Here is a 25,407-nt window from a genome sequence, read left to right as displayed (position 1 = left end):
AACCCTTATTTGTCGCCATCTTGAGGGAGCTTAGGATAAAGCACAAGTTCGAAATCATCGAGTCTTTGCCACTTTTCTTTCTTATAAACAGCCTTTTCTAAAACCGACTTTAGGAGGCTGTTTTTCTTTTTCGGATCATCTGTTTTGAAGTATAGATCAAGAACATGCTCTACTTGAGGGATGGTATCTTTCTTCACTTTTTCCTTTTTTATTTCCGTTTTAATTTCTTTCTTTAAGTTTTCCATCGTGGAAGTAATTTCATTGATGCGATCGGAAACAACATTTGAACGTTCTAAGAACATATCAACAGTATAAACGCCACGTTCTAATAAGTCGTGTAAATTATTTTTTTGTTTTTGGACATCCACTAATTCTTTTTCAAGCTTTCGTAAAGCAGCTTGATTTATTTGTATCACTTGTGTTTCTTTTGCGTTGCCACTGTTCTTATTTTCCTCGAAATCAGCTTTATAATTGATGTACCATTCTTTTAATGCCTCGAGCAAACGCTTCTCAATCAACTCTGTATAACTGGATTTATTTTCACAACCACGATGTTTACAATCCATTGTAGGCTTTCGATTCTTTGGATACCGTTGTACCATACTGTAGCCGCATTTACCGCATCTAATAATCCCAGCCAGTGGATTCGTTAATCCGTTTGTATTATAAGGAACATGATATCTGGTGTTTAGTTTCTCCTGTACTTTTTCAAACAAGCTTTCTGAGATGATAGGCTCATGTTTTCCATCAGCAATAATCCATTCTGATTTATCTTGCCTTGTATTACTACGTTTTACAGCATTAGGACTTTTTACCTCTTTTCTTTTTTGCCATGTGACTTTGCCAATATAAATATGATTTTTTAACATATCCAATATACTGTACGGGTTCCAATTGTTACCTAACTTGCTTTTGTAGCCAAGCTCATTTAATTTACGCATAATTGCATTTGCGCCCATATCCTCATTGGCATACCACTCAAATATCATTCTTACGACAGATGCTTCTTCTGAATTAATTGCTAACGTGCGTTCTCGCTTATTTAAACGATGGATATCATATCCGTAAGGTGCATGTGTACCAAGGTAATTACCAGCCTCTACACTTGCGACACGGCCGCGTTGCATACGACGTGTAATAATCTTTAATTCCTTACGTGCCATAAACGCCTCAAATTCGCTATATTCTTCGTCCCACTCATCATTAAGGTTATAAGTCTTCCTTGGTGTCATAATCTTCGTATTCGAGCGTTTAAACGTCTCTAAAATGATTCCTTGTTCTTTCATACCACCACGACCTAAACGGTCCATATCCATACAAAGAACAACATCATATTTGTTATCTTCAATTTCTTCGAGAAGTGCCAGCATTTCAGGACGTTTGACGAGGCTTTCTCCAGAAACGATTTCTTCGCGAACCGCTAAAACATCTAAGTTCATTTCCTTTGCGATTTTCAGCAGGGTAGTACGGTGCTTTGCTAGAGTTTCACCTTCGCCACGTGCTTCAGCTTCGAGATCGGCACGGGATTTACGTAGGTAGATTGCTGTTTTCATAAGGAATAACCTCCTTCTATTTATTATATGGAAAAACCTATGAAATAATATACCACTTACAAGAATGTTTGTTCTGTTTTTATTTAAAAGTAAAAGGCATTGCTGCCTTTCATTTTTGAAGTATTTTATTAATATCAAATAGGGGTAGTTGTTCCTGAAAAACAGGTTTAGAAGGAACTCTTTCAACATTTGTATCTTGTTGTTGAATAATTATTTTATCAACTTTCATTGTATTGTCTTTTTGTGAAGTTTTTTCTGGACTAGTATATAAAAAATAGAAACCAACACATGTTGCGCACATTAAGATTAGTACAAGTGCACACACAAGCCATTTGTACCACAATAATGCATTGTTTAATCGTATAAAAGCAGGTTCAATATATGTTTCTTTAATTTTATTAGTTTCTTCTATGGTTAGCACAGAGAATTGTTCAATATATCCATTAAAAGAGGCTAAAATATCCGCTTCTTTGTAAGAAAAGTTTTTATTATTTATAAAATAAGTTAGGATTATATAAATAATATGAAATAATAAAGCAAGAAGGAAAATAATCTTTTCTCCTTTAGAATATGCAAATACACCTGTTAAAGCGGCTGTGATTAGGCCTAAAAGGAGTAAATTAATACTTTGAACAACTTTATCTGTTTCACCCTTTGCTTCAATTGCAGCATTATAAGCTTCTTTTTCGACATCTTTGCGTTGATCGAAGAACTCTTTGATTTCCTTCTGTATATACGTTTTAAAGTGTGTAGTTATAGTATCGTATATTTTGGGTAATTGAAGGTCAACTTGATCTAAATTATCTTCATCATTTAAGTAAAGCGAAAAAATATTTCGTGCAATTTCAGCTTTATCTACAAATTTATCTTTGTCGTAAACAAATTCAAAAATATTGAACAAATCATTTGCATATTTTGTACAGAAAAATTCCTGATTTGTAAGTTCAACATTTTTATAGCCTTTGATTATAAATTTCTCTTTTGAAGACCAGTTGGCAATAAAGTGCATGGCAGATAAAAATAGATTATAATCTAAGGTTTGTTTTAATGAAGTGTTTTCAATATCGCTAAAATGAAAAACATAGGGGTTTGCAATGAAATCACAATGTTTTCTATTCATATACTTAAAATAAAGAGAAGAGCTTTCATCGAGTTTTTCTTTTATATCTAAGGGTATATCTTTATCAAATGTTGTGAAAAATTCTATATCTTTTAATGGGAGTAAATGGATAATTCCGTTTTCATATTCTTTATCGATAGGTAAGAATATGAATTTTTTATTGTCCAGTTGATTTAAAAATGCCATTAATTTAGTTTCATTAATAAATTTAGTAAACGAATTTAAATTCAAAAATACTAGGGTATCCTTATAATGTGCATATATACTATCAGATTTCGAAAAATTTAATTTAAGATTCACGATTTTATGAACGTCATAAGCCATCTTTGAAGTCATCATAGTAGGATTTAAGATACGATGATCATATGAAACACGAATTTTGATGTGTTCATCGATAGTATCGTGAGGCTCCCAATATGATTTAATGAAATGTTGGAAGTCTCCGAAAGTCCCAGTAAAAGAAACAACTATTAAATCTGAGTTTTCACTATATTCTTGTGTAGTTGATATTTTTTTTAGTTCGTTCATACAATTTTCGAAAAAAATTATTTTCTCTAACATTGTACATACATCCATTCTATCTAATTTTTTTCTCTAGAGCTAAACCATCTATAGTTATAATTGTTTTTAAGTTATCTTGATCCTGTTGTACCTTAATAATATCCCCTTGTAAGTCAACATCAAACTCAATTTTTACTTCTTTTCCAGGAGAAGTCAAGCAGACATACATGGCTTTTTCTCTTTCAGCGTTAAATTGAAACTTTACATCTTCATAGTCTTCGCGTAATGAAAGCTTGAACCCTTCTATAAAATCAGCTCTATTTTTTTCTTCTTGGATGTATGGGGTAATTAATCTTTCTAAATCATGATCTACGTCAATGGGTCTTCCACTTTTAAACATACGGTTTACGTCAAACTGAAAGTCTAATTGTTTATCGGGATCAGGAGTAATATTTAAAGCCTCTTCAGTAAGTTTATCAATAATTCGTTTGGTCATAATTTTGTCATTAAGTATTTCAGATGCTTGTAAGAAATTAATCATGAAATACTTAGAAACTTCTCCACCGGATTGTTGTCTATCTAGTACATGAAGGTGAACATTTTCTATGAAAATATTTGTCTGTAATTTTACAAACGCACATTTATGTAGTCGATCATCAGGGTTAGGAAGCATATTCTCCTGAACAGTTAAAGTATGAGTATCTTTATCAATTTGAATTCCGTTATTAGGATCCATTTTCATAATAGCCAAGTAATCATGATGTGTGTCGTTATAAATAATGAAAAATAGGGTACCACTACTTTTAGTACTGGTTGATTTCATTTTGCTGAAGAGGTCCTCAGCCATATCACGTGTTTCTTCAATAAAAACAGGAATATCAGTTAGTTTTTGTGCAATATTAGATACCTTTGTTTGTATATATGTGTCTTTATTGGCAAAAGTACATGCTTTGATTTGTCTTGCGTTCAAAGAGTTATTTATATGTTTGGTGAAAAAATCAAATACAGTAGTTGGAATCGAGGTCAAGTTAATTATATCGTCAAAGAATCCAGGCTTTGATTTGTCTAAATCTAAGTCATGTGCGATAAGTTGTTTAATTTGAATATTCATATTAGTTATCTCCTTATTAGTTTTTCTGATTATTAAATTGATTTTAGTTCATTTATTGATAGGATAAGGATGGTGATGATTCAATGTAATTTATTCTAAGGTGTCTATTGTATATTCATAGCATGATAAGAAGTGAGTAATGTTAGATTCCTCTTCCTTTGATGTGAAATATTTTGAAATATTATGTACAAGTGTATTTTTTAGGAAGTCTCAATGAAAATAAAAACACCTTCAACATGGTGCTAAATATTTTATTATTCTCCGTATACATAAAACTCCTCTTTCTTACTTAGCAAACATACGATTTTAACCGGGCGAATCCACCGGGAACCCCATGAATCTCTGCAACTTCTTGAATAGATAAACGAGTATCTTCATATGCAGAAACCATTTCATCAGTTAGTAATAACTCTACAGCGAATGTATTCGCTTCAATTTCTAAGCGATCCACCGAAAAGAATGTTTGGTTACGTAAGAAGGGGGTATTTGCTTTAGGATGAAGTACAGCATGACCTAATTCATGTGCACAAACAAATCGTTGAGTGGTTTCGTCAATTTGATTATTAATATGTATAAATTTAAAGCGCTTATAAGTGTTGTAAAAACCAAGGGTATTCCCTAGGTCAGCATACAACACAGTAATATTTTTTTGTCTGGCAATTTCAAATGGATCTATTGTTTCATATTTTTTTGTAATGTTTAGTACGTATTCTTTGATGTTCATAAATTACTCCACTTAATCTTTTTTATATTTGCTTGGAGTGAATTTTTGCTTTGCTAATTCTTTTGCCATTCGCATTGAGTTTTCAAGAGAAATACGGATCATTTCTTTTGTATGTTCATCGATCGGTTCTCCATCGAACATTAATGCTTCGTCACTATTGTTTAATTCTTCTAATGCTTTTTCTAAATTGCGTGCTATGTCACGTTCTTCGTTTTTAGATAAATCAGGTAGCTCATTAGAAGGTAATTCTTTTTTTACTGTTCTATCTAACAAATAGTCTGTTGATACTTCAAAAAAATCAGCAATTTTTTTAAGTGTCTCATAATCAGGTTCGCGAGTTCCTTGTTCATAATTAGCTAATTTTCCACGTGAAAACCCTAATCGATTGGCTAATTCATATTGACTTAGTTTTTGGTTCTTTCTAAGCTCAGCAATCTTTTTCCCAAGCATAAATTCTCCCTTCTTTCTGTATAAGGATAGAGTCATTAAAGTTAATTATAGAAACGTTTAGTTTCTATTTCCACAAAGGAAACGAAAAGTTTCTAAAAAATATTGACAGAAACGAATTGTTTCTATATATTTAAGTTGAAAGGAAACAAAATGTTTCCGATAAGGTGGTGAAGAAGTGAACAAAAAAAGAAACAAATTGATTCTGTATAGAAATGGTAAATCAAGAATTGAAATTGCAAAAAAATTAGATATAACTCCTCAAATGCTGGGAGCTATTGAAAGAGGTGATAGAACACCATCTCTAGAGTTAGCTAAAAAAATAGCTGATTTATATAAAAATACAATAGATAATCTTTTTTTTAACTAAAAAGGAAACGAAATGTGTCCTTAAGGAGGTGGAAAAATGTCAGAACTTCCAATGGCAGTACCAACAGATCAGCGGCATACACATATAAAAAGCACTTCAAGAGGTGACACCATGAGCCAACAAGAAGAATATGCAGCGACTTATGAATTTGGAAAAACAAAAGTCCATGTCGTGGCTCCTGAACCTAAATCGCAAAAGGATATTGATAAAACCCTTCAAGCATATTACAAGGCTGGTTGGGCCATCATCAAAGAAATGCAAGTGAAAGAAAATATTGAGGAATAACTCCTCTCTTTTTACATAAAAAATAGACAAGTTACGTACGTATTAAATTCATTGTAACCATTTGAAAACTAAATATGGAGACGAACAAATATGGGAACAAGCATATACTGCAATTCAGCAATAGGGGAATTGTTACAGAATGCTAGAGAATGTTGTGACAATGTCCATCTGAAAACTAAGAAAGGATTATCTAAGTACCTTGGCATTACACATGAACGATTAACTCGTATTGAATCTGGACTTTCTAAACCAGAATTTGAACTTGCGATGGATTGGTGCCATGCGACAGGGGCAAAGTTGAATCAACAAGCGATTAAACATATTTATGGTGTTGATCTACCGCCTACAGATCCACGTTTAACTCAAGATGTGAATTTACAATTGATGAACTACATTAAACAAGCTGAAGAGGGAATAGCGGCAGCCAAAGAAATTATGAGCTTGCAAGTTACAACAAGATCATGGCAGCTCGATGAAAAGAAGAAACACGAATACGCAGTTCATGCTAAGGAAATCTTCGATACAATCCAAGCTACTCAATGTGTAGTACAAGCGTTAGAACAAGTTCACTTTGGAATTATGGAACAAATACAAAGAAGCTGGTTGCAAAAGGCTATGGCAGAAAACGTTATTATTCAATCGGTGGATAGCTTAATGACTTTAACAAAAGTGCTGTAAAGGAGTGAAAGAAAATGACACTTAATAAGAACAGAGAACTAGCTATCTTAATGCAATTAAGCTTAATTGAGAATATGAAGCATGAAATTCAATTTTTACAAGAACAAATTGAAACCTACACAACTCAGAAAGACGAGATGATTAAAAAACAAGATAATTCAAGCCAAGTCAAGTATGGAATTTATTCTGGATATATCCACTGTGATCAACGAACAGTAAAGACTTTAGAAAAATATGTGGAAAAACTTCAACAAACTATTGAAATGATTCAAGGAGAGGAAGGTAAAACAGAATGACGGTAGATTATAAAAATCCTAGGTTAGATGATTACAAAAAATTAATTCGTTGTGAAGCGAAATTAAATGGAGAAATAAAGTTAGCTACAGTATTTGGGGATTTTAAAAAAGTTAGAGAATTAAAGCTTAATAAGAAGTTAATAGCAATTCGAATCCGAATTATTGAAGCTTCGTTTACTTTGAAGCATAAAAAGGCAAAAGAAAAAGCTACCGCCTAGACAACAGTAGCTCAAAATAAATTCAACAAAGTAATTATAACATTTTATTAATCATTTGGACAAGCCACTGTGCTTGTCGTTATGACCAGAAAGAATTGTTACCCCATCCCCTTTAAAAATGATTCTTCTTTCTGGTTGTAACGATGCGTACAGCATCAAATTCAAATAGAGAAGATGTGTGAATTATGACAACTAAATATGATCGTCTACATGATCTTGTTCTTCCAGGAGATTTTTCGTTTGCGAATAAGCTCCATGATTGTATGATTGCGAGCGTTCATAACATGTTTAATGCAAAATCAGCTGAAGAATCAAATCGCTGGGAAGAAGAACTGGATCGATGCATGAAAGAATTTAAAATGCTTCGTGATGCAAAAGAAGAACATGAGGTATATAAAAGTTATCGTGTGGTGATTAAGGGGCTCCAAGCGAATGGGGTTAATGCTTCTTTAGTGAAGCGAAAGAAATAAAAAAATCTATCACTCGGCAAAGTGATAGATAAATAGCTTTCAAAAATTAAGTTAGGGTAATTATACCAAATTAAACGCTGGATAACAATGGAGGGTGTTGCATGCTTTTAGACAAGAAAATACATAGAGTGATGCTGAATCCTACGATATTTCAGCGATCGACATCAAAGCAACATCTCATTCATTTAGTACAGCAGTATCTCGCAAAAGGATATAAGAATTATCGCTTATTACGTATAGAAGATGGATTTGCGATATGCAAACAGGAGGATGAATAATATGGCAGTTTATAGACAAGTACAAGTTTCATTTTGGCAGGATGCAAAGGTTATTGAGGAAATGACTCCAGAAGATAAGTTGTTTAATTTGTATCTTCTTACAAATCCACGCACTACACAAATTGGCGTATACCAAATTACGAAAAAGCAAATGGCTTTTGATTTAGGATATTCCATGGAAAGTATTAATTCACTCTTAGATCGTTTTGAAAAGCACCATAAATTAGTTAAGTATAATCCAGAAACACGAGAATTAGCGATTATCAACTGGGGAAAATACAACCTTAATAGAGGTGGTAAACCGATTGAGGATTGTATCCGTAAAGAATTAGATGGAGTGTCAGATGTTAGTCTGGTCGGTTTAGTTGCACAAAAAGTTAAAAACGATAAAATTCGTTCCATTTTCGAAGAATTTCTTGTTGCTAACGATACGTCCGACGATACGTCAACGACAGGTGGGCAAGAAGAAGAAAAAGAAAAAGAAAAAGAACAACAACAAGAAGAACGCGCGAGCGCGGAAGACGTTGTTGAAGTTAATCCAATTTCTTTTTACGAACAGAACTTCGGATTCATTACACCATTTATCGCAGATGGTATTCATGGTTGGATAGACGACCTAAATGCAGAGCTTGTTGTTAAAGCAATGGAAATCGCTTTAGAGAAAAATACTAGAAATATGTCTTACGTAAATACAATTTTACGAGATTGGCACCTTAAAGGTCTAAAGACAGTAGCTGATGTCGAGGTGGCTGATAAAGCATTTCGTGCTAAGAAAATAACACAGGTGAAACAACAACCAACTTACCAGCAAAAAGGTTTATCTGAATCAACTAAGCAAGTATTGCAACAACAAGAGTCTTGGCAACAAAATGCACCTACCGATGAAGAACTTGCAGCGCTTAACCAACAGAACGGATGGATGATGCGATGAGTAACGAAATCATTCGCAATACAGAAGCCGAACAAAGTGTTTTAGGTAGCATCCTTCTTGAAGGTGATTTAATTAAAGATTGTCAGTTAAAAGAAAAACAATTTTCACATCCAGCACATCAAATTGTTTTTAAGGCTATGAAGGAATTAGATGATGCTGAGAGCCCAATAGATCTTGTATCAGTAATTGCTAAATTTGATGAAATCTTTATCCAACAAATTGGCGGTGTAGAGTTTTTTGTTAATCTAACCGAGGTCGTTTCAACAACAAAGAATTTCTCTTATCACGAAGGTCTAGTTATCGAAGCTTGGAAGATGAGACACGCTCAAGAAGTAGTTGTCAATTTATATAACAATCTTAAAAATGACAAGGATATTAGTGCGATTAGCAACACAATTGATGAGTTGAATGCCATTGAGGAGACAGGATATGCAGGTGAATTTGATTTAAGAGGAACTCTTGTAGAGTTATATCAAAAAATGCAGATTGATGTTGGTGATTTAACAGGCATAAATACTGGTTACAACAACTTGAATAGCATGACTTCTGGATTGCAGGAAGGAGATTTAATCATTGTGGGTGGGCGTCCATCGATGGGGAAAACTGCATTTGTGTTAAACATCGCCTATAATGCAGCAAGTTCAGATGCAGCGACAGGAATATTTTCACTAGAGATGGGAGAAGAACAATTGCTTAAGCGCATGATCTCGAGCGCTGGAAACGTTGATGCGACAAAAATGAAGAACCCTAAAAAACTATGTAACATCAAGGACTGGGAAAAGATTAGTCAAGCGATGGGACTAATTAATAACTTGCCGCTAGAAATATATGATAAGCCAAATGTAACAATGCAAGAAATTTATGCAAAGACAAGAAAATTGAAACGTAAACATCCAAATAAAAAGGTGTTAATAGCAATCGATTATCTACAACTTATCGTAGGTGATCCAAAACATAAAGGAAACCGCATGCAAGAAATTGGTGAGATTAGCCGCAAGTTGAAATTGATGGCCAGAGAATTAAAAGTTTGTGTAATTGCATTATCACAGTTAAGTCGTGCTGTTGAAAATAGACAAGATAAGCGGCCGTTGTTATCTGATTTACGTGAGACTGGACAAATCGAGCAAGATGCGGATTTGATTGCATTCCTATACCGTGAAGATTATTACGATGCAGAAACAGCGAATAAAAATGTGACTGAAATTATTCTAGCTAAACAGAGAAACGGCCCTGTAGGCGTTGTAGAACTGGCTTTTATTAAAGAGTTTAGTAAGTTTATCAATCTTGAACGTAGATTTGATAATGAATCTAGGCAGGAGGCACAGTAATGTTGTGATGATGAGAAGGGAAAAGGATGGGACATATGCCAAAGCAGTTAACAATCTTTGATGTCGAACGAGTATCTGAATTTAATATTAAGAGAGCTAAAGTTCAATATTCAAGCTCTCAAGTGCGTTATGCAGATGTGATTGTTCAAGTTCCACGTAGAGCTAAGGGAACTGATGAGTTGAAACAAACAACTACATATGATGAAAAGTACGAACTGTTTGAGGATTATACAATTGGAATTTGGCGATATAAGCGGTCGGAAGATCAGCGCTTTGGTTGGGAGAAAGCTGAAGAATTATGTAAGCAAGCAAGGGATAATAAACAACCAATTCCAATACGGCTTTACTTGTCAGTGGAACAAACATTTATCCCAGAAGATGTTGTGCAGTATTTATGAGATTACACAAAATAAAAAAAGCCGAGATTGCTCTCGACATAATTATCCACAAAGTAATTATAGCATAAATGGGAGTGGTTTCGGTGGGAATTATTAAAGAAAATATTGCAGAAATGAAAGCTGAAATAGATTTAAAAGAAAATAAGATTTATGTAGTGAAAGATGGACAGATTCAGCAAATAGATCCCCCATCTAGCGGACATGGCGAGCATTCTTTAATATACAAGAACAATAAAGTAATTCGTATTGAAAAGCGGGAAACAGTGTTGATTTAATACGATTTGAAATTGTCGCCATAAGTGGCGAAGGTGTGGTTGTAATATAATTTAAAATTTCCCAATAAAAAGGCCCCATATATTGATGGGGCAGAAATTTGCAATGGTGACATGGATAAAATCACCTCATCTAACTTAACATGAAATATCGAAAAATAATATTGGTAAATGTATGTAAATAGGAAAAGAGCACTATTTTACAAGTGCCCTTTTTGGAGAAGGATGCTATGGGAAAACAATAAGGCGTGGAGAGTTATCCATTTGACCAACATTTAATATAATATATGTTTTTGTTTCTTAAATGTGTAAGTGAATTTCAAACTAAAGAGCAGCTAGCAAAAACTAACTGCTCTCTAAAAAGGGTTAAGAGAAAGAAAACTGAATTAAGCTGTTAAAATAGCTTATCTGTAGTATGTGCAGATGGTGAAATATTATACGAAAAAAAGCAGTCAGCAAAGGCTAACTGCTCATCCTCGAGGGGAGAGGACAGATAGATCAACAAATATGTAATACATGGAGTTGCCTGTTTGTAGCATATGCAAAATTTGAAATGTTATACATGAGAATCTCCATAATGAAATATACGCCGAGACGAAAACCCTTAAGAGCATAAAGAGGAGAAAGTAGATAAGAATATATTTGATTATCTCATTAATAGATAAAATGCCAAATAAGAAATTCGAACGAAAATACCATGTTGTATAAAGTCTTTATATAAAAAAGAGCACTTATTTAAGTGCTCCCCAAAGAATTCTTATGTTCTTGCTTCGTTTTAGGAGTAGCTAACAAAAAGGAATTGAATTTTGCTCACTGTTATATAAGATATAGAAATTTTACAGCTTCTTGTTTTGCTAGAACAAGTTTTAATGAAATTGTTGTTGAGTGTCGTTCATTTGCTGGTTGCCCATTTGCTGTCCTTGTTGGCCGTTCATTTGCTGGTTGCTCATTTGCTGTCCTTGTTGGCCGCTCATTTGCTGGTTGCCCATCTGCTGTCCTTGTTGGCCACCTACTTGTGATTGAGCCTGAGAAATAGCTTGATTTACTTGGCTTAGTGTTTGATTAGCCTGTAGATACTGTAATCCTTGATTTAGTGTTTGAATAGCTTGTTGAATAGTTTGCTGTAATTGTTGGTCAGCTTGTTGCATTTGTTGTTGAGATTGTTGACTAAATTGTTGAAGTTGTTGCATTAGTTGATTAGCCTGTTGTAATCCTTGCTGTGGTTGCTGCCCTTGTTGTTGCCCCTGAGATGCTTGAGATAAAGAATGTTGCAACTGTTGAATTTGATTTTTAAGGCTAGTTAATTCTTGTGAAACTTCCAAATCAGCAGCTTTACGTGCCACGGCTTCAACTTGTTTCTCTGTTCGTTTATCCATTTTAAAATCCTCCTTTTGTACTCACATATTAGTGAGGAACATTTTTATAATGTTGCAAACCTTTGTTTTTAATACAAAAAATAAATTTTAAATATAGAGAATAGGAAAATGAAAACTATAACTTTAATTGCAAACAGGACAAGCTAAATTGCTTGTCCTGTGAGGAGTAGAATAACTTAGTAAGATTTTCAAAGTGCTCAAATGACTCGTATTGGTAAACTGATTCATGAATAGTATGATTCAAATCAAAAAAAAATATACAAAAAAATAGCAGGCAAAGATTCCTTGCCTGCCTGTAGGCTCAATAGGTTTCTCATTAGATAAATGGTTTAGTCATTGAAAGAAGAGTAAGCCGCTAGTTCGAACGACATATAGGTAAAATGTGTATTCCCTCTAGAAAATATGTAAGAAATATTAAAGGTCATGTTTTCTTAATAAAAGAGCAGCTAGCAAAAGCTAACCGCTCACCGTTAGAGAATGGACTTAAGGGGGAGTATTTATGTGATATCTGATATGTATTAGATATTTTGTGAATTACTTTTTTTACGGTGATCTTTGTCCTCGATATCAGTTTCAGGCATTCCGTATAATCCGTTCATAGCCTGTTCATCTAAATCAAGACCAAGCACATTATTATTTGTCACATCATTTTTTTCTTTTTTAGAGTTATTCATATATATCACCTCCTATTTTTAGGATGTCTAAAAGTGATATAAACATTCAAGGTTTGTTTTATGATAAAAATTTCATTTTGTATAAAAGAAGCCCTGTTTATCACAGGGCCTCAAAAGGTATTTTGTCAAGTAACAACGTACTAGACTAAATTACAATAACATGAATTTTATAGAAATAATATTGGTAAATGTGTCCAATTGAAAATGAATAAAAGAGCAACCAGCAAAAGCTAGCTGCCCTTTTGAAAAGAGGATTCAAGTATAGCTATCGCCCAAGGGAAGGCTTATAAGTAGTATGTGCAAAATCTGAAATGCTATACAGGAAAAATAAATAAAGAGCACTATTTTACAAGTGCCCTTTTTTGCAGAAGAGTGCTATGGGTAAACCAGAAGGTGTGAAAATTTATTCACTTTATCAAGGTTTAATATAACATATGTTTTTCTTTTTTAAAGGTGTTGGGAAACTGAAAAAAACTTGTCCAATTTGAAAGTAAAAAGAGCACCCTATATAGGGTGTATTTGGAGTAAGAAAGTATAAGGTACATGACTTGATATAATATATTCTTGTTCTGTATAAAAGTGACAAATCAATCTTACTTAAAGAACAGCTAGTAAAAACTAACTGCTCCCTAAAAAGAGTTAAAAGAAAGAATACTGGACTAAGCTGCTAAAACAGCTTATCTGTAGTATGTGCAAATGGTGAAATATTATACGAAAAAAAGCAGTCAGCAAAAGCTAACTGCTTTTCAGAAGAGAGGATCCAAGAATGGCTATGGGGTAGCCTAACTGTAGTATGTACAGATGTTGAAATGTTATACGGAAAAGGGAAAAACGTTGAGATAGAAAAGAGCAGCTAGCATTCGCTAACTGCTTGCCCATGAAGGAACTAGAACGTTTATATCTCATCAAAAATAAAAGGAGTTTTACTACCAGTTTGTAGTATGTGCAAAATTTGAAATGTTATACAGGGAAAATAAATAAAGAGCACCGTTTTATAAGTGCTCTTTTAAGAAAGGTGCTATATAAAGGATACGAGTGACCCTCAATATAATATATGTTTTATGTTTGTAAAGTTGCAGGGAAACTGAAAAAACTTGTTCTAATTTAACTTAAAGAGCAGCTAGCAAAAACTAACTGCTCACCCTTGGAGAGGGAAACAGGCCTAGGATGCAAGAACATGAGATGGCCTAACTGTAGTATGTGCAAATGGTGAAATATTATACGAAAAAAGCAGTCAGCAAAAGCTAACTGCTCCTCCTCAAGGGAGAGAAGAATAGAACTACAAATGGAGTACAGCTATGAGTAGCCAGTTATAGTATACGCAGATTTAGAAATAATATGCGGAGGGATGAGGAATGAGGGAAATCGAAATATTTATTGCAGATATTTTCTTTCTGATTGGATTAACATGCACGATCATTTCTGCGCGACTCATGAAATATGAAGACTCGGCAGTTCGGATGAACAACATGCGTAATAGATGGTTAAAAACAAAAGCTTTTAGATTAGAAGAAGACAGTTGGCAAGGTTACAGGGAGGAAGAAGAATGACATACCTAGAGCAGATAAATAAGATTGCATCACAGTTACCATTGCCAGTATTGCAAGATATTAATCAACGTGTAGGTGATTGGCTGGCAACTGGTGGAAACGAAAACGATCCATATATATTGCAGCGGTTAAGGTTTGCAGAACGTTTTGTAACCAAATAATCCTTTGAAACAAAAGGAAATAGCATTATGACAGCTATTTAGTGTAAGTGGTATTCAACATTTGTTATTATGAATGGTATAATAATGAAAAATTAAATATTTAGTCCTACTGGAAGAACCAGCGGACATCAAACTATAAAGAGCATTAGCATTACTGCTCTGTAGTTTGGTGTCCGTTTTTTTGTTATCAAATAGACAAGGAGTGTTTTATATATGGAACAATTGACATTCTTACCGAAAATTGATCGTAAGGCTACACAAGATCGCATAGAAACAGTTCTTGAAAGTATTCGCATTTATAGACAATTCGGCATGATTAGAAATGAAATGAAAGTGACAGCTTCTTGTGAAGTTAGATATCACGGTCCAACAAACGTGGTGGGTAATCCAGCTGAAGATGTTGCTCTTGAAAATGTAGAATTAAGTAAGCGAGAAGAGAGACTACAACGCCTATCTTTTCAAGTGGATAAGGCATTAAGTCGTTTTAGCAAGAATCAACGAGACATAATTGTAAAACGTTACTTGGAAGATGAAGAAATCTTTGATTATATGGTTTATAACGAGATTGGAATGAGTGAACGGACATATAGACGAAATAAATCTAATGCTTTTTATAAACTTGCTTTTGCTCTTAGGTTAGAAGTTTACGAGCAAGAGGAACAGGTAGGTGGCGAGTAATGAACTTTGTTCAGCCTATCCGTGATCCAGAGAAAATACAGCAAATAAAAGAATATTTGAAAGAGAAGAGTGAACGTAATTATATCCTGTTTGTTGTGGGTGTTAACACTGGATTACGCATTAGTGATATTTTGAAGTTAAAGATTGGTGACTTAAAAGGAAGCCACATCTCAATGCGTGAAATGAAAACAGGTAAGCAGAAACGTATTCAAATTACTGCAGCATTAAGAAGAGAGTTGAAATGGTTCATTGAAGAGAGAGAAGATCATGAGTACTTAATTAAGAGCAGACAAGGTAGTAACAGGCCTATTGGTCGCAGCATGGCATATAAGATACTTAGTAGTACAGCAGCAGAGTTTGGCTTAGATGAGATTGGTACACATACATTACGTAAGACATTCGGATATCATATGTACATGCAGACAAAGAATATAGCGTTGCTTATGGAGATATTTAATCATTCATCAGAAAAAGTAACACTTAGATATATAGGGGTAAACCAAGATGCAATGGATAGAGCGATGACTAAGTTTAAGATTTAGTCATCGCTTTTTATTTATGTAGATGGGCAGGTACAACATAAAAAGTATCGAATAAATACATTCAATAGTATTGTTTGCTTTTGATATGAATATTAGTTAAAGATACGTTAATTACATTCCAGTCAGTAACCAAAAAAGCGATTAAATAATAGAGGAGCAACTTACATGGAAAATATATTAAAAGTATCATCAAAATCAAATCCCAATTCAGTTGCAGGCGCAATTGCAGGCGTATTAAGAGAAAGCGGTAATGCAGAAATTCAAGTGATTGGAGCTGGCGCTATAAATCAAGCGATTAAAGCCATTGCTATTGCAAGAGGATTTGTAGCTCCTAGTGGTATTGACTTGGTTCTTATTCCAGCGTTTCAAGAGGTTTCAATCGATAATCAAGAAAGAACAGCAATCAAACTAATTGTAGGTCCTAGAAAATATAGGTCTTAGAAGAGACCAACAATATAAGAATATTTGAAAAGGCCGATAGAAGTCGGTCTTTTTCTTTTTTTACTTATAGTTAACCATTTTTATTGTGTTGTGTAACTCAAAATAGAAAGTCTTATAAAGTTACTGATAGCAAGTGGTTCAGCATTTGGCTTAGTTACACAAAATATAAGATATGGATAACTCATTATTAATATTAAAACTTATATGAAAAGGGGATTAGGAATGGGTTTTTCAGATGAGGCATGGCGTGAACTAGAAATATTTATGGAGGTAATGGATGAGATAAAAGAGCGAAAAGAAAAAAAGAGAAGAAGGCAGCGAAAGTTGTTTATTAAAAAGAAGAGATCACAGCAGAAGAATTGGAAAAGGATAAATAAAAAATAAGTGGCAGAGTCGTGACCGTTTTTTGACCGCAAAAGTGCCGGTTGTTTTGGATTTATCGTGTTATATTTGTATTGTGAGAAGTGGCGGAAATAACACGACTTACAAGGTTACTTTTATAATTTAAACGGTCCTTTTGTATTATGGTTTTGAACTTGGTTTCCGACAGCTTCGATGGTGCAGATCGAATGAACATTGAAGTATTGAAGAGCTTTTGCTCTTCTCTCAGTTACTTGATGTCGTATCGTTCAACGTGCAGCAGTATAAATTGATATCAAGTGATTGAGAGAAGGATAAAACTTCACATACCGTACATTAATTATATAAAAAAATAGTAGAAGTTAGAGCATCCATTTGGTTGCTCTTTTCACATTTTGAGAAGGACGAGCATATACTGCTTGTACACCGTTTAACTTTTGTTAAAAGGAATCTCGTAATTCAAACTCTTACCCTTACCCAAAGAGGAGCGCTTGCGGAAACAAGTGCTCTTCTTTTATTTTGCATAAAAAAAGAACCTAAGGAAGCTAGGTTCTGAAAAAAGGTAAGAAAATGGTTTGGTAATAACTTGAATAGTTTAATAAATATCCGTATCTAGATAATACAATATAGTTGGAATATATTCAAGAGTTTATTGTGAGGTGGCTGTAGCAATCGATGAAAGAGTATAAAACAAAACAACAGAAGCGTAAGTTCTATGATAGTGGTGAATGGAAACGGTTAAGAGAACAAGTAAAGAAGCGAGACAACTATGAGTGTCAGGAATGTAAACGTAACGGTCGCGTTCAAACAGACACCAATGAGTACAGCGAGAGTGCGAAGCGTAAGAAGATACAACTCGTTGTCCATCATATTAAAGAGCTAGAACATCATCCAGAACTCGCATTAGAAATAGATAATCTTGAAACAGTCTGTGTGGATTGTCATAATAAAGAACATGGAAGAACGTTTGAAAAGAAACAGAATAAATGGGAACACGATGAAAAATGGTAGAAAAATAGTTTTAAATACACCCCCCGGTCAAAAGTTTTAGCTTTTTTGGGGAACTGGGGCACCGGAGGAGGGGGGTAACTGTCAGGTTTTTTTCGAATTTTACGCACGTAAGGGGGGGTGGGTAGATGGCTGTCAGTATTATAAAGTTGAAGGAACAGTTAATGAACAGTATTGATATCGAAGATTTAGTTGAGGTAGAAAAAGTAGAACGATACATTGATCTAGTTAAAGCGTTCAGAAAAATAAACAGAACTATTAATAAAGAAGGTGAGTCCGTAACGATTAAAAACGGATCTCAAGTTTTTGTTAAGGCCCACCCTCTTATAAGTGAGAGGAATAAAATTAACAGTTCTTTAATTGCTTTAGGAAGGGATATAAAGTTTGTTCCTAAAGCTGGTGTTCCTAATTCGGGATATAGTACAAGTGATTTAATATGATTAGGCAAAAGTACGTCGATGAATATATTGAACTTTATCGAAGTGGAAAAGTAAAGTTCAACAAAGAAAGAGAACTGTTAATAGAATATCTAGAAAAATATGTTTTAAACAGAGACAATTTGTATTTTGATGATGAAATGATTGAGAAATGTATCCGTTTTGGTGAAAAATGGTACTTTCCATTACAATCTTTCCAGAAATTCTTAATAGCATTCGTCTTTTTATTTTATAAGAAAAATGGGCGTGTGTTTTATCGTAAATTCTTGTGGATGCTAGGACGCGGTGGCGGGAAAAATGGTTTAATATCAGTTATTATTCATTTTTTAATTAGTGAAATGTACGGTATTCCAGAGTATAACATTTCAGTTGTTGCGAATAGTGAAGAACAAGCGAAAACAAGTCCTGACGAAGTTCATAAATGTGTTAAGCGAAATGAAATTTTACAAAGAGCATTTAAAACAACATTAACTCAAACTGTTTCAAAAGCTACCGGAAGCGTACTAAAGTTTAGAACATCAAACGGAGATACAAAAGATGGTTTGCGTGATGGTGCAGTTGTTTTTGATGAAATACATCAATATGAAAGCAATAAAGATGTTCGAGTCCACATTAGTGGTTTAGGGAAAAAGAAAAACCCACGAGAATTTTACATTGGTACAGATGGATATGTCCGTGATGGTTTCTTAGATAAGCAAAAAGAAAAAGCAATGAAGGTATTAAATGGTGAAGCCCGTCCGAATGCTATTTTTCCGTTCATTTGTAAATTGAATGATGAAAGTGAAGTAGATAATCCGGATAATTGGGAAATGGCAAATCCTATGTTGTCGCAGCCATTAAGTGAGTATGCTGAAGGATTGCTTGAAACGATTAAGGAAGAATACGAAGATTTAGAAGACGATCCAAGTAACCGAGAAGAGTTCATGACCAAGCGGATGAACTTACCAGTTACCAATTTAGAGCGTTCTGTTGCAAAGTGGTCAGAAATTCTTGCTACAAATCGTCCATTCCCTAATTTGTATGCTCAAGAATGTATTGGAGCATTAGACTTTGCAAGTATTCGAGATTTTGCAGCATGTGGTCTTTTATTCAGGCAAAATGGGGAATACATTTTTAAAACTCATTCCTTTGTTCGAAAGGAATTTGTTGATATCTATTATGGATATTCTAAAAAAGCAGGTGAGTTTAAAAAACAGAAATTTGCTCCAATAAAAGAATGGGAAGAACAAGGACTACTAACAGTTGTGGATGAACCGACTATTAATCCTCAACACATTGTTGATTGGTTTGTAGAAATGCGTGAACAATATGGCATTAAGAAAATTATAGCTGATAACTTCCGAATGGAAGCAATAAGACCTTTATTGGTAGCAGAAGGTTTTGAAATAGAAGTTATAAGGAATCCAAAAGCGATTCATAGTTTACTAGCACCTCGTATTGAAATGGCATTTGCAAATAACCAAATTATTTTCGATGATAACCCTTTAATGCGTTGGTACACGCAAAACGTATTGGTTGTTATCAAAGGTGATGGAAACAAAATATACGAGAAAAAAGAGCCAGTACGTAGAAAAACAGATGGATTCCAATGTTTTGTCCATGCTCTTTATCGAGCGGATGAGATACGAGAGGCAACCGACTTTATACTAAGCGATATTAAATTCTAATAAAGGGGGGGTGATAACCATTGGATGGTTAGGTTCAGTATTTAAAAGAAATAAAGAGCTAGAATTTATGGTCGATCTGGATTTGATTGCTGATACAGCAAACAGGGTTCATATGAAACGATTAGCAATCGATACATGCGTATCATTCTTAGGAAGGACGATTAGTCAGTCAGAATTCAGAGTAAGAAATGGTAAAGCATTTGAGAAGAATGAACTTTATTATCGATTAAACGTTAGACCGAACAAGAATATGACGGCAAGCACTTTCTGGGAAAGATTTATTCGTAAACTTATTTATGATAATGAATGCTTAGTTATACAAGCAGATGATGGTGATTTACTTATTGCCGATGGATTTCAACATAATGAGTATGCTGTGTTTGAAGATACTTTTACCGATGTAATAGTAAAGGATTATACGTTTAAGAGAAGTTTTAAGCAAAGCGAAGTTATTCATTTAAAGTATCGAAATGACAAATTATCTCCACTTATTGATGGTTTATTTGCAGATTACGGGGACTTATTTGGTAGGATACTAAACTCTCAAAAACGTAAAAATCAAGTTCGTGGCACAGTTGATATGGATATGATTGGTGCCAAGACAGAAGAACAAATAGCGAAATTACAAGAGTTTATAGACAACATGTATAAGGCGATCGGTACGAAAGATATAGCTATTGTTCCACAACAAAAAGGGATTGAGTACAAAGAAGTATATAATGGTTCTGCTAACGGTCCTAGTGTGGAAGAAATCAATAAAGTAACGAATGGCTTTTTAAATCAAGTAGCCATGGCTATTGGCATTCCAACAGCTTTATTATATGGAGAAATGGCTGACGTAGAGAAGCAAACGAAAAATTACATGCTTTTCACAGTAAAACCATTATTAAAAAAGCTATCTGATGAAGCGAATGTTAAATTCTTTGAAATGAGTGAATATCTTTCAGGACAAAAGATTGAGGTTAAGGCTGTTTCCTATCAAAGTATATTTGACCTTGCAACAAGTATTGACAAACTCATTTCTTCAAGTGCATTTACAGGAAATGAGATTAGATCAGAAGTAGATTATGAAGATTCGGATGATCCGAACTTAAATATCCATCATATTACGAAAAACTATACAAAACTAAATGAATCTGAAGGAGGTGAGAAAGAAAATGGCGGTGAAAATTGATGTTAAAGGACCTATCATTTCTAGTGATGAAGCTTGGATTTATGAATGGCTTGAAATGGATGCGACAAGTCCGGGAATGGTTGCAAAAGAACTTACTAATGCCAATGGCGAGGATTTAATTGTATCAATTAATAGTCCTGGCGGTTATGTACACGAAGGATCAGAGATTTATACAGCATTAAAAAATTATCCCGGTAATGTAGAAGTCCAAATTGTTGGTTTGGCTGCAAGCGCGGCTTCTGTTATCGCAATGGCTGGTGATAAGGTTCGTATTTCACCAACGGCACAAATCATGATTCATAACGCTTCTATGTGGAATGGTGGAGATCATCGTAACATGTCAAAGGCAGCCGAGATGTTAAAAACGACAGATCGAGCAATTGTAAATGCTTATGTCATTAAAAGTGGTAAATCAGAAGAGGAATTACTTAATATGATGGCTGAAGAAACATGGATGGGTCCACAACAAGCATTAGAAAACAGTTTTGTGGATGAAATTATGTTCATGGAGAATCCAGTTAAAATGACGGCTTCAAATACTGTATCCGCAATGATCCCACAGAAAGTAATTGATGGTTTCAGAAATGGAACACTAAGTAAAGGTAAAACCCAAGGGATTACAAAAGAAGATTTAAATGCATCTTTATCAGGATTGAAAAATGAAATCCTGAATGAGTTACAAACGAATACAAAAATAAATCCAAAAGAGCCTATTCAAGTGCCTGTTAATACAAAACAGAATTTGAGTGCGCTCTTTTTAAAATTAGGAGGAAAATAAAATATGGTTATTAAATTTAATAACTTTGAAGAAAAGAAACTAGCATTTGCAAAAGCGACACAAGAAGGTACACCAGAAGAACAAGCGGCAGCATTAAATTCCATGATTGAAGCACTTGCTACAGATGTGCGAGCGGATATTTTAAATCAAGTAAATGAATCTATGGTAGATCGTTCTATTATGCAGTCTCGTGGTGCTAATGTACTAACAAGTGAGGAAATGAAATTCTTTAATGCAGTTGTTGAAGAAGGTGGTTTTAAGTCCACTGAAACATTACCGAAAACAACTCAAGAACGAATTTTTGATGACTTAGTTCAAAGCCATCCGCTGTTAGAACATATCGGATTAGAAAATTTAGGAGCTGTGACAGAGTTTATTTATGGAGATCCAGAAGGCGCGGCAGTATGGGGACCATTATTTGGTGATATTAAAGGGCAACTAAATGCTACATTCCGAAAAGAGTCTATTGCTCAACTTAAATTAACAGCATTTATTCCATTAGCAAACGACATGCTTAAACTTGGCCCAGTATGGGTAGAACGTTATGTTCGCACGATGATTTCAGAAGCGATGGCAGTAGGTTTAGAACGTGGATTTGTAACTGGAACAGGTAAAGATGAGCCTATCGGACTGTTAAAAGATCCAAGTGGAAGTGTTGTTGGTGGAGTATATCCAGATAAAAAATCAGCAGGGACTTTAACTTTTGAACCAGGTCGTAAAACAATCAATGAACTGAAAGACGTTGTTAAGTTACTTGCTAAAAAGTTAAATGCGGATGGTTCAGATGCGGACAGACCAAAAAATATTGCTGGAAAAGTAGTTATGGTAACAAATCCATTTGATACGTTTGATATTCAAGCAAATGCAACAATTCAAAATGCGGCTGGTGTGTATGTAACAAGTTTACCTTTCAATCCAACTTCTACAGAGTCAGTATTTGTACCTCAGGGTAAAGTACTGTTTTTTGTTAAAGGAGAGTATATTGCAGCGATGGGTGGAACGGAGCCAATCAAAAAGTATGAAGAAACGTTAGCTTTAGAGGATGCAACGCTTTATATTGCTAAACAATATGCTACTGGTAAGCCGAAGGACAAATATACATCACAGGTTTACACATTAAAACTTGATTCTGCTCCAACGCCAGCTACTAAATAAGGAATGATGTGAATGGATACAGTAATTTCAGATGAAATATTACAGCAATTCAAAGATAGGATGCATTTAGGTGATGAGGAAGATGATAACCTAAAGCGCATCCTATCTACATCTAACAAGGCATTACTTAGGGTTTGTGGGGATTATGATTTAAATAATAACGAGGAGTTCAAGGAGTTAGTCTTTGAACGCTCTCGTTATGTTTATAATGATGCACTAGAGTATTTTGACAAGAATTTTTTAAGTCAGATTAATAGTCTTAGCATTGAAAAAGCGTTAGAAGAAATTAAAGTGGACGGTGAATGATATGCGTCCTTTTCAGTATAAACAGCCATTAAACACAGGGGATTTTAGAAATAAAATCATTATTGAACAGCCTGTAACAATAAAAGATGATCTTGACCAGGTTATTGAAATAGATTGGAAAGAAATTAAAAAAGCTTGGGCTATGATAAAAACATTAAAAGGATCAGAATATATTGCCGCTTCGGCTTCACAAGCAACGCTAATTTATCGGTTCATTATCCCCTACACTTTTGGAATTACAGAAGAAATGCGGATTAATTTAAAGGGGCGTATCTTCGATATTATTGAACCACCAATAAATGATAATGAAGAGAATAAAACATTAACCATCATAGCTATGGAAAAGGTTGGGTGAAGTATTATGGTTAGTGTTAGCGACTTAGCTAATGAAATCGCTAGACAAGTAGAGCTATATACAAGAGCAGTAGAAGAAAAGGTAGAACAGGCGGCTGATGATGTAACGAAAGAATCTGTAAATAATTTAAAAACAGCAGGTAGCTTTGACGATAAATCTGGTGATTACCGCAAGGGATGGACACGTAAGAAAGTAAATGGTATATGGGTTATTTATAATAAAAAATATCAACTTACACATTTACTTGAGCGTGGGCATGTAATTGCTGGTGGTACTGGCCGATCGCGGACATTTCCGCATATTGGACCAGAAGAACAGAAAGCCATCTCTGAATTCACAGATCGCGTTGAAAGGGCGATACGGAAATGACATTAGCAGAACTATTAAACATTTTGAAAGCTACAGGTTATCCTGTGGCTTATTCGCATTTCACAACAACACAAACGCCACCGTATATTTGTATCCTTGTGGACGGCTCATCTAACATGATGGCTGACAATAAGGTCTATCACGAAATAAATGATATCAATATTGAGCTTTACACAATTAAAAAAGATTTGGTTGCAGAAGCGAAGCTTAAAAACGTCTTAAATGAACACGAGATACCTTATGAATCTCCATTTGAGATATTTATTGAATCTGAGAAGTTATATCAAAAATTTTATGAAGTGAGGTTGATTTAAATGCCTGAAAATAAAGTAACGTTCGGTTTGAAAAACGTCCATTATGTACCATATGATGTGAAAGATTTTGTAGTTACGTTTGGAACACCAATTCGGCTACCTGGTGGAGTTGAGTTAACTTTTGATCCGCGCGGAGACTTAATTGAATTTTATGCAGACGACATGCTTTATTATGCTGCAAGTAATAACCAGGGGTATGACGGAACACTATCTATTGCGACTATTCCAGAACAATTTGCTATTGATGCGCTAGGTGAGCAATTAGATGTAGAAGATGGAGTATTAAATGAGTTAGCTGATGCAAAAGGAAAGTCGTTCGCGTTATTATTCGAATTTGATGGTGATGTGAACGCGACTAGACATGTTATGTATAATTGTTCAGCAAGTCGCCCAACACTTGCATCTAAAACAAAAACAAATTCCGCTGAACCTAACACAAATGAATTGAAGTTTGTCTCTAGTCCAATTGTTTTAGCGCCTGGCGGTAGACCGATGGTTAAAACAAAAACAACTTCTAAAACAACTCAAGCAATTTATGATAACTGGTACAAAAAAGTGTATGTAAAAACACCAGCAGCACCAAAAGGAGCGTAATGTAAATGGAAAAAACGATTGTAGTAGATGGTAAGCAAGTACGATTAAAAAGCACAGGTGGAACTCCTAAGCGATATAAAGCACAATTCGGAAAAGATTACTTTTCGGACCTAATGAAACTGTATCCATTAATAAAATCGGATGTTAATGATTTAGATAATATGGATTTCAGTTTATTGGATATGGATGTTTTCTATAACTTTACTTATGTATTGGCGAAAACAGCAGACCCAACAATCCCTGATCCGATTACTTGGCTTGATACATTTGATGAATTCCCTATTTATGAAATCATTCCAGAAATTCAAGATATGTTAATGGCATCTATGCAATCTAAAAAAAAGATGTAAATGACGAGCAAGGAACCGGCGATGGAGAAGGATTTACAACCGAGACTTTTCTTGCTTTATGTTATAAATGCAAGCTTACAAGCGCAGATTTAGAGGAAATGACAATTGGCATGTGCCTTGATTACATTAGTGAATATA

Annotated in this window: 36 protein-coding genes; 29 read left to right on the top strand and 7 right to left on the bottom strand. The window is 34.4% G+C overall.

Features of this window, described 5'->3' with window-relative positions; translation table 11 throughout:
- Positions 1–5 precede the first annotated feature (5 nt).
- The 5 genes from H280_RS0100475 to H280_RS0100455 form a co-directional block, all read right to left on the bottom strand.
- Positions 6–1,553 (bottom strand): recombinase family protein, encoded by a 1,548-nt coding sequence (locus H280_RS0100475; RefSeq protein ID WP_020059136.1) that lies wholly within the window; start codon positions 1,551–1,553, stop codon positions 6–8.
- A gap of 109 nt (positions 1,554–1,662) precedes the next feature.
- Positions 1,663–3,234: a hypothetical protein gene (locus H280_RS0100470; RefSeq protein ID WP_020059135.1), complete on the bottom strand. Its 1,572-nt coding sequence runs from the start codon at positions 3,232–3,234 to the stop codon at positions 1,663–1,665.
- A gap of 16 nt (positions 3,235–3,250) precedes the next feature.
- A complete protein-coding gene (locus tag H280_RS0100465; protein WP_020059134.1) occupies positions 3,251–4,285 on the bottom strand; it encodes a nucleoid-associated protein in 1,035 nt (344 codons plus the stop codon).
- A 289-nt stretch (positions 4,286–4,574) separates the two neighbouring features.
- On the bottom strand, positions 4,575–5,009 hold the full coding sequence (locus H280_RS0100460) for an ImmA/IrrE family metallo-endopeptidase (protein WP_020059133.1): 435 nt from the start codon (positions 5,007–5,009) through the stop codon (positions 4,575–4,577).
- 12 nt (positions 5,010–5,021) lie between these two features.
- On the bottom strand, positions 5,022–5,459 hold the full coding sequence (locus H280_RS0100455) for a helix-turn-helix domain-containing protein (protein WP_020059132.1): 438 nt from the start codon (positions 5,457–5,459) through the stop codon (positions 5,022–5,024).
- Between the two features lie 175 nt (positions 5,460–5,634).
- On the opposite strand from H280_RS0100455, the gene H280_RS0100450 reads away from it, so the two are divergent.
- The 11 genes from H280_RS0100450 to H280_RS0100400 all read left to right on the top strand — a co-directional run bounded on the left by H280_RS0100450 (position 5,635) and on the right by H280_RS0100400 (position 10,983).
- Positions 5,635–5,826 carry a helix-turn-helix transcriptional regulator gene (locus H280_RS0100450; RefSeq protein WP_020059131.1) on the top strand — a complete coding sequence of 64 codons (192 nt, stop codon included), beginning with the start codon at positions 5,635–5,637 and terminating at the stop codon, positions 5,824–5,826.
- A gap of 36 nt (positions 5,827–5,862) precedes the next feature.
- Positions 5,863–6,111, top strand: a complete 249-nt coding sequence (locus H280_RS0100445; RefSeq protein ID WP_020059130.1) for a hypothetical protein — start codon at positions 5,863–5,865, stop codon at positions 6,109–6,111.
- 90 nt (positions 6,112–6,201) lie between these two features.
- Positions 6,202–6,789 (top strand): hypothetical protein, encoded by a 588-nt coding sequence (locus H280_RS0100440; RefSeq protein ID WP_020059129.1) that lies wholly within the window; start codon positions 6,202–6,204, stop codon positions 6,787–6,789.
- A gap of 14 nt (positions 6,790–6,803) precedes the next feature.
- The gene (locus tag H280_RS0100435; protein WP_020059128.1) at positions 6,804–7,085 is read left to right on the top strand and encodes a hypothetical protein; all 282 of its coding nucleotides are present in this window, start codon (positions 6,804–6,806) and stop codon (positions 7,083–7,085) included.
- A complete protein-coding gene (locus H280_RS0100430) occupies positions 7,082–7,303 on the top strand; it encodes a hypothetical protein (RefSeq protein ID WP_020059127.1) in 222 nt (73 codons plus the stop codon). The genes H280_RS0100435 and H280_RS0100430 overlap by 4 nt, the downstream gene beginning before the upstream one ends.
- A 185-nt stretch (positions 7,304–7,488) precedes the next feature.
- Positions 7,489–7,773 carry a hypothetical protein gene (locus H280_RS0100425; RefSeq protein ID WP_020059126.1) on the top strand — a complete coding sequence of 95 codons (285 nt, stop codon included), beginning with the start codon at positions 7,489–7,491 and terminating at the stop codon, positions 7,771–7,773.
- Positions 7,774–7,874: 101 nt separating this feature from the next.
- The gene (locus H280_RS25985; protein WP_020059125.1) at positions 7,875–8,051 is read left to right on the top strand and encodes a hypothetical protein; all 177 of its coding nucleotides are present in this window, start codon (positions 7,875–7,877) and stop codon (positions 8,049–8,051) included.
- Position 8,052: 1 nt separating this feature from the next.
- Positions 8,053–8,982 (top strand): DnaD domain-containing protein, encoded by a 930-nt coding sequence (locus H280_RS0100415; protein ID WP_020059124.1) that lies wholly within the window; start codon positions 8,053–8,055, stop codon positions 8,980–8,982.
- On the top strand, positions 8,979–10,310 hold the full coding sequence (dnaB, locus tag H280_RS0100410; RefSeq protein ID WP_020059123.1) for a replicative DNA helicase: 1,332 nt from the start codon (positions 8,979–8,981) through the stop codon (positions 10,308–10,310). Before H280_RS0100415 ends, dnaB begins: the two co-directional genes overlap by 4 nt.
- 35 nt (positions 10,311–10,345) lie before the next feature.
- The gene (locus H280_RS0100405; RefSeq protein WP_028411043.1) at positions 10,346–10,708 is read left to right on the top strand and encodes a hypothetical protein; all 363 of its coding nucleotides are present in this window, start codon (positions 10,346–10,348) and stop codon (positions 10,706–10,708) included.
- An 83-nt stretch (positions 10,709–10,791) separates the two neighbouring features.
- Positions 10,792–10,983: a DUF3954 domain-containing protein gene (locus H280_RS0100400; protein ID WP_020059121.1), complete on the top strand. Its 192-nt coding sequence runs from the start codon at positions 10,792–10,794 to the stop codon at positions 10,981–10,983.
- A gap of 863 nt (positions 10,984–11,846) precedes the next feature.
- On the opposite strand, the gene H280_RS0100395 is transcribed toward H280_RS0100400, so the two are convergent.
- Together H280_RS0100395 and H280_RS24545 are read right to left on the bottom strand one after the other, a co-directional pair.
- Positions 11,847–12,356 carry a hypothetical protein gene (locus H280_RS0100395; RefSeq protein WP_020059120.1) on the bottom strand — a complete coding sequence of 170 codons (510 nt, stop codon included), beginning with the start codon at positions 12,354–12,356 and terminating at the stop codon, positions 11,847–11,849.
- A 518-nt stretch (positions 12,357–12,874) separates the two neighbouring features.
- Positions 12,875–13,030: a DUF4021 domain-containing protein gene (locus H280_RS24545; protein WP_020059119.1), complete on the bottom strand. Its 156-nt coding sequence runs from the start codon at positions 13,028–13,030 to the stop codon at positions 12,875–12,877.
- 1,355 nt (positions 13,031–14,385) lie between these two features.
- Here H280_RS24545 and H280_RS0100380 point away from each other — a divergent pair.
- The 18 genes from H280_RS0100380 (at position 14,386) to H280_RS0100295 (ending at position 25,269) form a co-directional block, all read left to right on the top strand.
- Entirely contained in the window at positions 14,386–14,580 is a 195-nt protein-coding gene (locus H280_RS0100380; RefSeq protein ID WP_020059117.1) for a hypothetical protein, read from the top strand.
- A complete protein-coding gene (locus tag H280_RS25980; protein WP_020059116.1) occupies positions 14,577–14,741 on the top strand; it encodes a DUF6877 family protein in 165 nt (54 codons plus the stop codon). The genes H280_RS0100380 and H280_RS25980 overlap by 4 nt, the downstream gene beginning before the upstream one ends.
- 213 nt (positions 14,742–14,954) lie before the next feature.
- Complete coding sequence (locus tag H280_RS0100370) at positions 14,955–15,419, top strand: ArpU family phage packaging/lysis transcriptional regulator (protein ID WP_020059115.1); 465 nt, start codon at positions 14,955–14,957, stop codon at positions 15,417–15,419.
- Positions 15,419–15,961, top strand: a complete 543-nt coding sequence (locus tag H280_RS0100365) for a site-specific integrase (RefSeq protein ID WP_020059114.1) — start codon at positions 15,419–15,421, stop codon at positions 15,959–15,961. The genes H280_RS0100370 and H280_RS0100365 overlap by 1 nt, the downstream gene beginning before the upstream one ends.
- Before the next feature lie 165 nt (positions 15,962–16,126).
- On the top strand, positions 16,127–16,402 hold the full coding sequence (locus H280_RS0100360; protein ID WP_020059113.1) for a stage V sporulation protein S: 276 nt from the start codon (positions 16,127–16,129) through the stop codon (positions 16,400–16,402).
- 222 nt (positions 16,403–16,624) lie between these two features.
- Positions 16,625–16,786 (top strand): hypothetical protein, encoded by a 162-nt coding sequence (locus H280_RS25560; protein ID WP_020059112.1) that lies wholly within the window; start codon positions 16,625–16,627, stop codon positions 16,784–16,786.
- Positions 16,787–17,437: 651 nt separating this feature from the next.
- Entirely contained in the window at positions 17,438–17,773 is a 336-nt protein-coding gene (locus tag H280_RS0100350; RefSeq protein WP_020059111.1) for an HNH endonuclease, read from the top strand.
- A 125-nt stretch (positions 17,774–17,898) separates the two neighbouring features.
- Complete coding sequence (locus H280_RS0100345; protein ID WP_020059110.1) at positions 17,899–18,210, top strand: P27 family phage terminase small subunit; 312 nt, start codon at positions 17,899–17,901, stop codon at positions 18,208–18,210.
- The gene (locus tag H280_RS0100340) at positions 18,207–19,874 is read left to right on the top strand and encodes a terminase TerL endonuclease subunit (protein WP_020059109.1); all 1,668 of its coding nucleotides are present in this window, start codon (positions 18,207–18,209) and stop codon (positions 19,872–19,874) included. Before H280_RS0100345 ends, H280_RS0100340 begins: the two co-directional genes overlap by 4 nt.
- Positions 19,875–19,884: 10 nt before the next feature.
- Entirely contained in the window at positions 19,885–21,048 is a 1,164-nt protein-coding gene (locus tag H280_RS0100335; protein WP_020059108.1) for a phage portal protein, read from the top strand.
- Complete coding sequence (locus H280_RS0100330) at positions 21,032–21,826, top strand: head maturation protease, ClpP-related (RefSeq protein WP_020059107.1); 795 nt, start codon at positions 21,032–21,034, stop codon at positions 21,824–21,826. The genes H280_RS0100335 and H280_RS0100330 overlap by 17 nt, the downstream gene beginning before the upstream one ends.
- Positions 21,827–21,829: 3 nt before the next feature.
- Positions 21,830–22,981 carry a phage major capsid protein gene (locus H280_RS0100325; RefSeq protein ID WP_020059106.1) on the top strand — a complete coding sequence of 384 codons (1,152 nt, stop codon included), beginning with the start codon at positions 21,830–21,832 and terminating at the stop codon, positions 22,979–22,981.
- Positions 22,982–22,993: 12 nt separating this feature from the next.
- A complete protein-coding gene (locus tag H280_RS0100320) occupies positions 22,994–23,287 on the top strand; it encodes a hypothetical protein (RefSeq protein ID WP_020059105.1) in 294 nt (97 codons plus the stop codon).
- Between the two features lies 1 nt (position 23,288).
- Positions 23,289–23,642 (top strand): phage head closure protein, encoded by a 354-nt coding sequence (locus H280_RS0100315; RefSeq protein ID WP_020059104.1) that lies wholly within the window; start codon positions 23,289–23,291, stop codon positions 23,640–23,642.
- Positions 23,643–23,648: 6 nt separating this feature from the next.
- Entirely contained in the window at positions 23,649–24,011 is a 363-nt protein-coding gene (locus H280_RS0100310) for a hypothetical protein (RefSeq protein ID WP_020059103.1), read from the top strand.
- Positions 24,008–24,325 carry a hypothetical protein gene (locus H280_RS0100305; protein ID WP_020059102.1) on the top strand — a complete coding sequence of 106 codons (318 nt, stop codon included), beginning with the start codon at positions 24,008–24,010 and terminating at the stop codon, positions 24,323–24,325. The genes H280_RS0100310 and H280_RS0100305 overlap by 4 nt, the downstream gene beginning before the upstream one ends.
- Positions 24,326–24,919 (top strand): major tail protein, encoded by a 594-nt coding sequence (locus H280_RS0100300; RefSeq protein WP_020059101.1) that lies wholly within the window; start codon positions 24,326–24,328, stop codon positions 24,917–24,919.
- Positions 24,920–24,924: 5 nt separating this feature from the next.
- Positions 24,925–25,269, top strand: a complete 345-nt coding sequence (locus H280_RS0100295; protein ID WP_020059100.1) for a hypothetical protein — start codon at positions 24,925–24,927, stop codon at positions 25,267–25,269.
- Positions 25,270–25,407: the final 138 nt, after the last annotated feature.

Origin of the sequence: Bacillus sp. 123MFChir2, assembly GCF_000383235.1 — a bacterium.
Lineage (GTDB): Bacteria > Bacillota > Bacilli > Bacillales > Bacillaceae_G > Bacillus_A.
The sequence above is the reverse complement of the archived record's forward strand: the minus strand, read 5'-3'. Positions and strand labels throughout refer to the sequence as shown.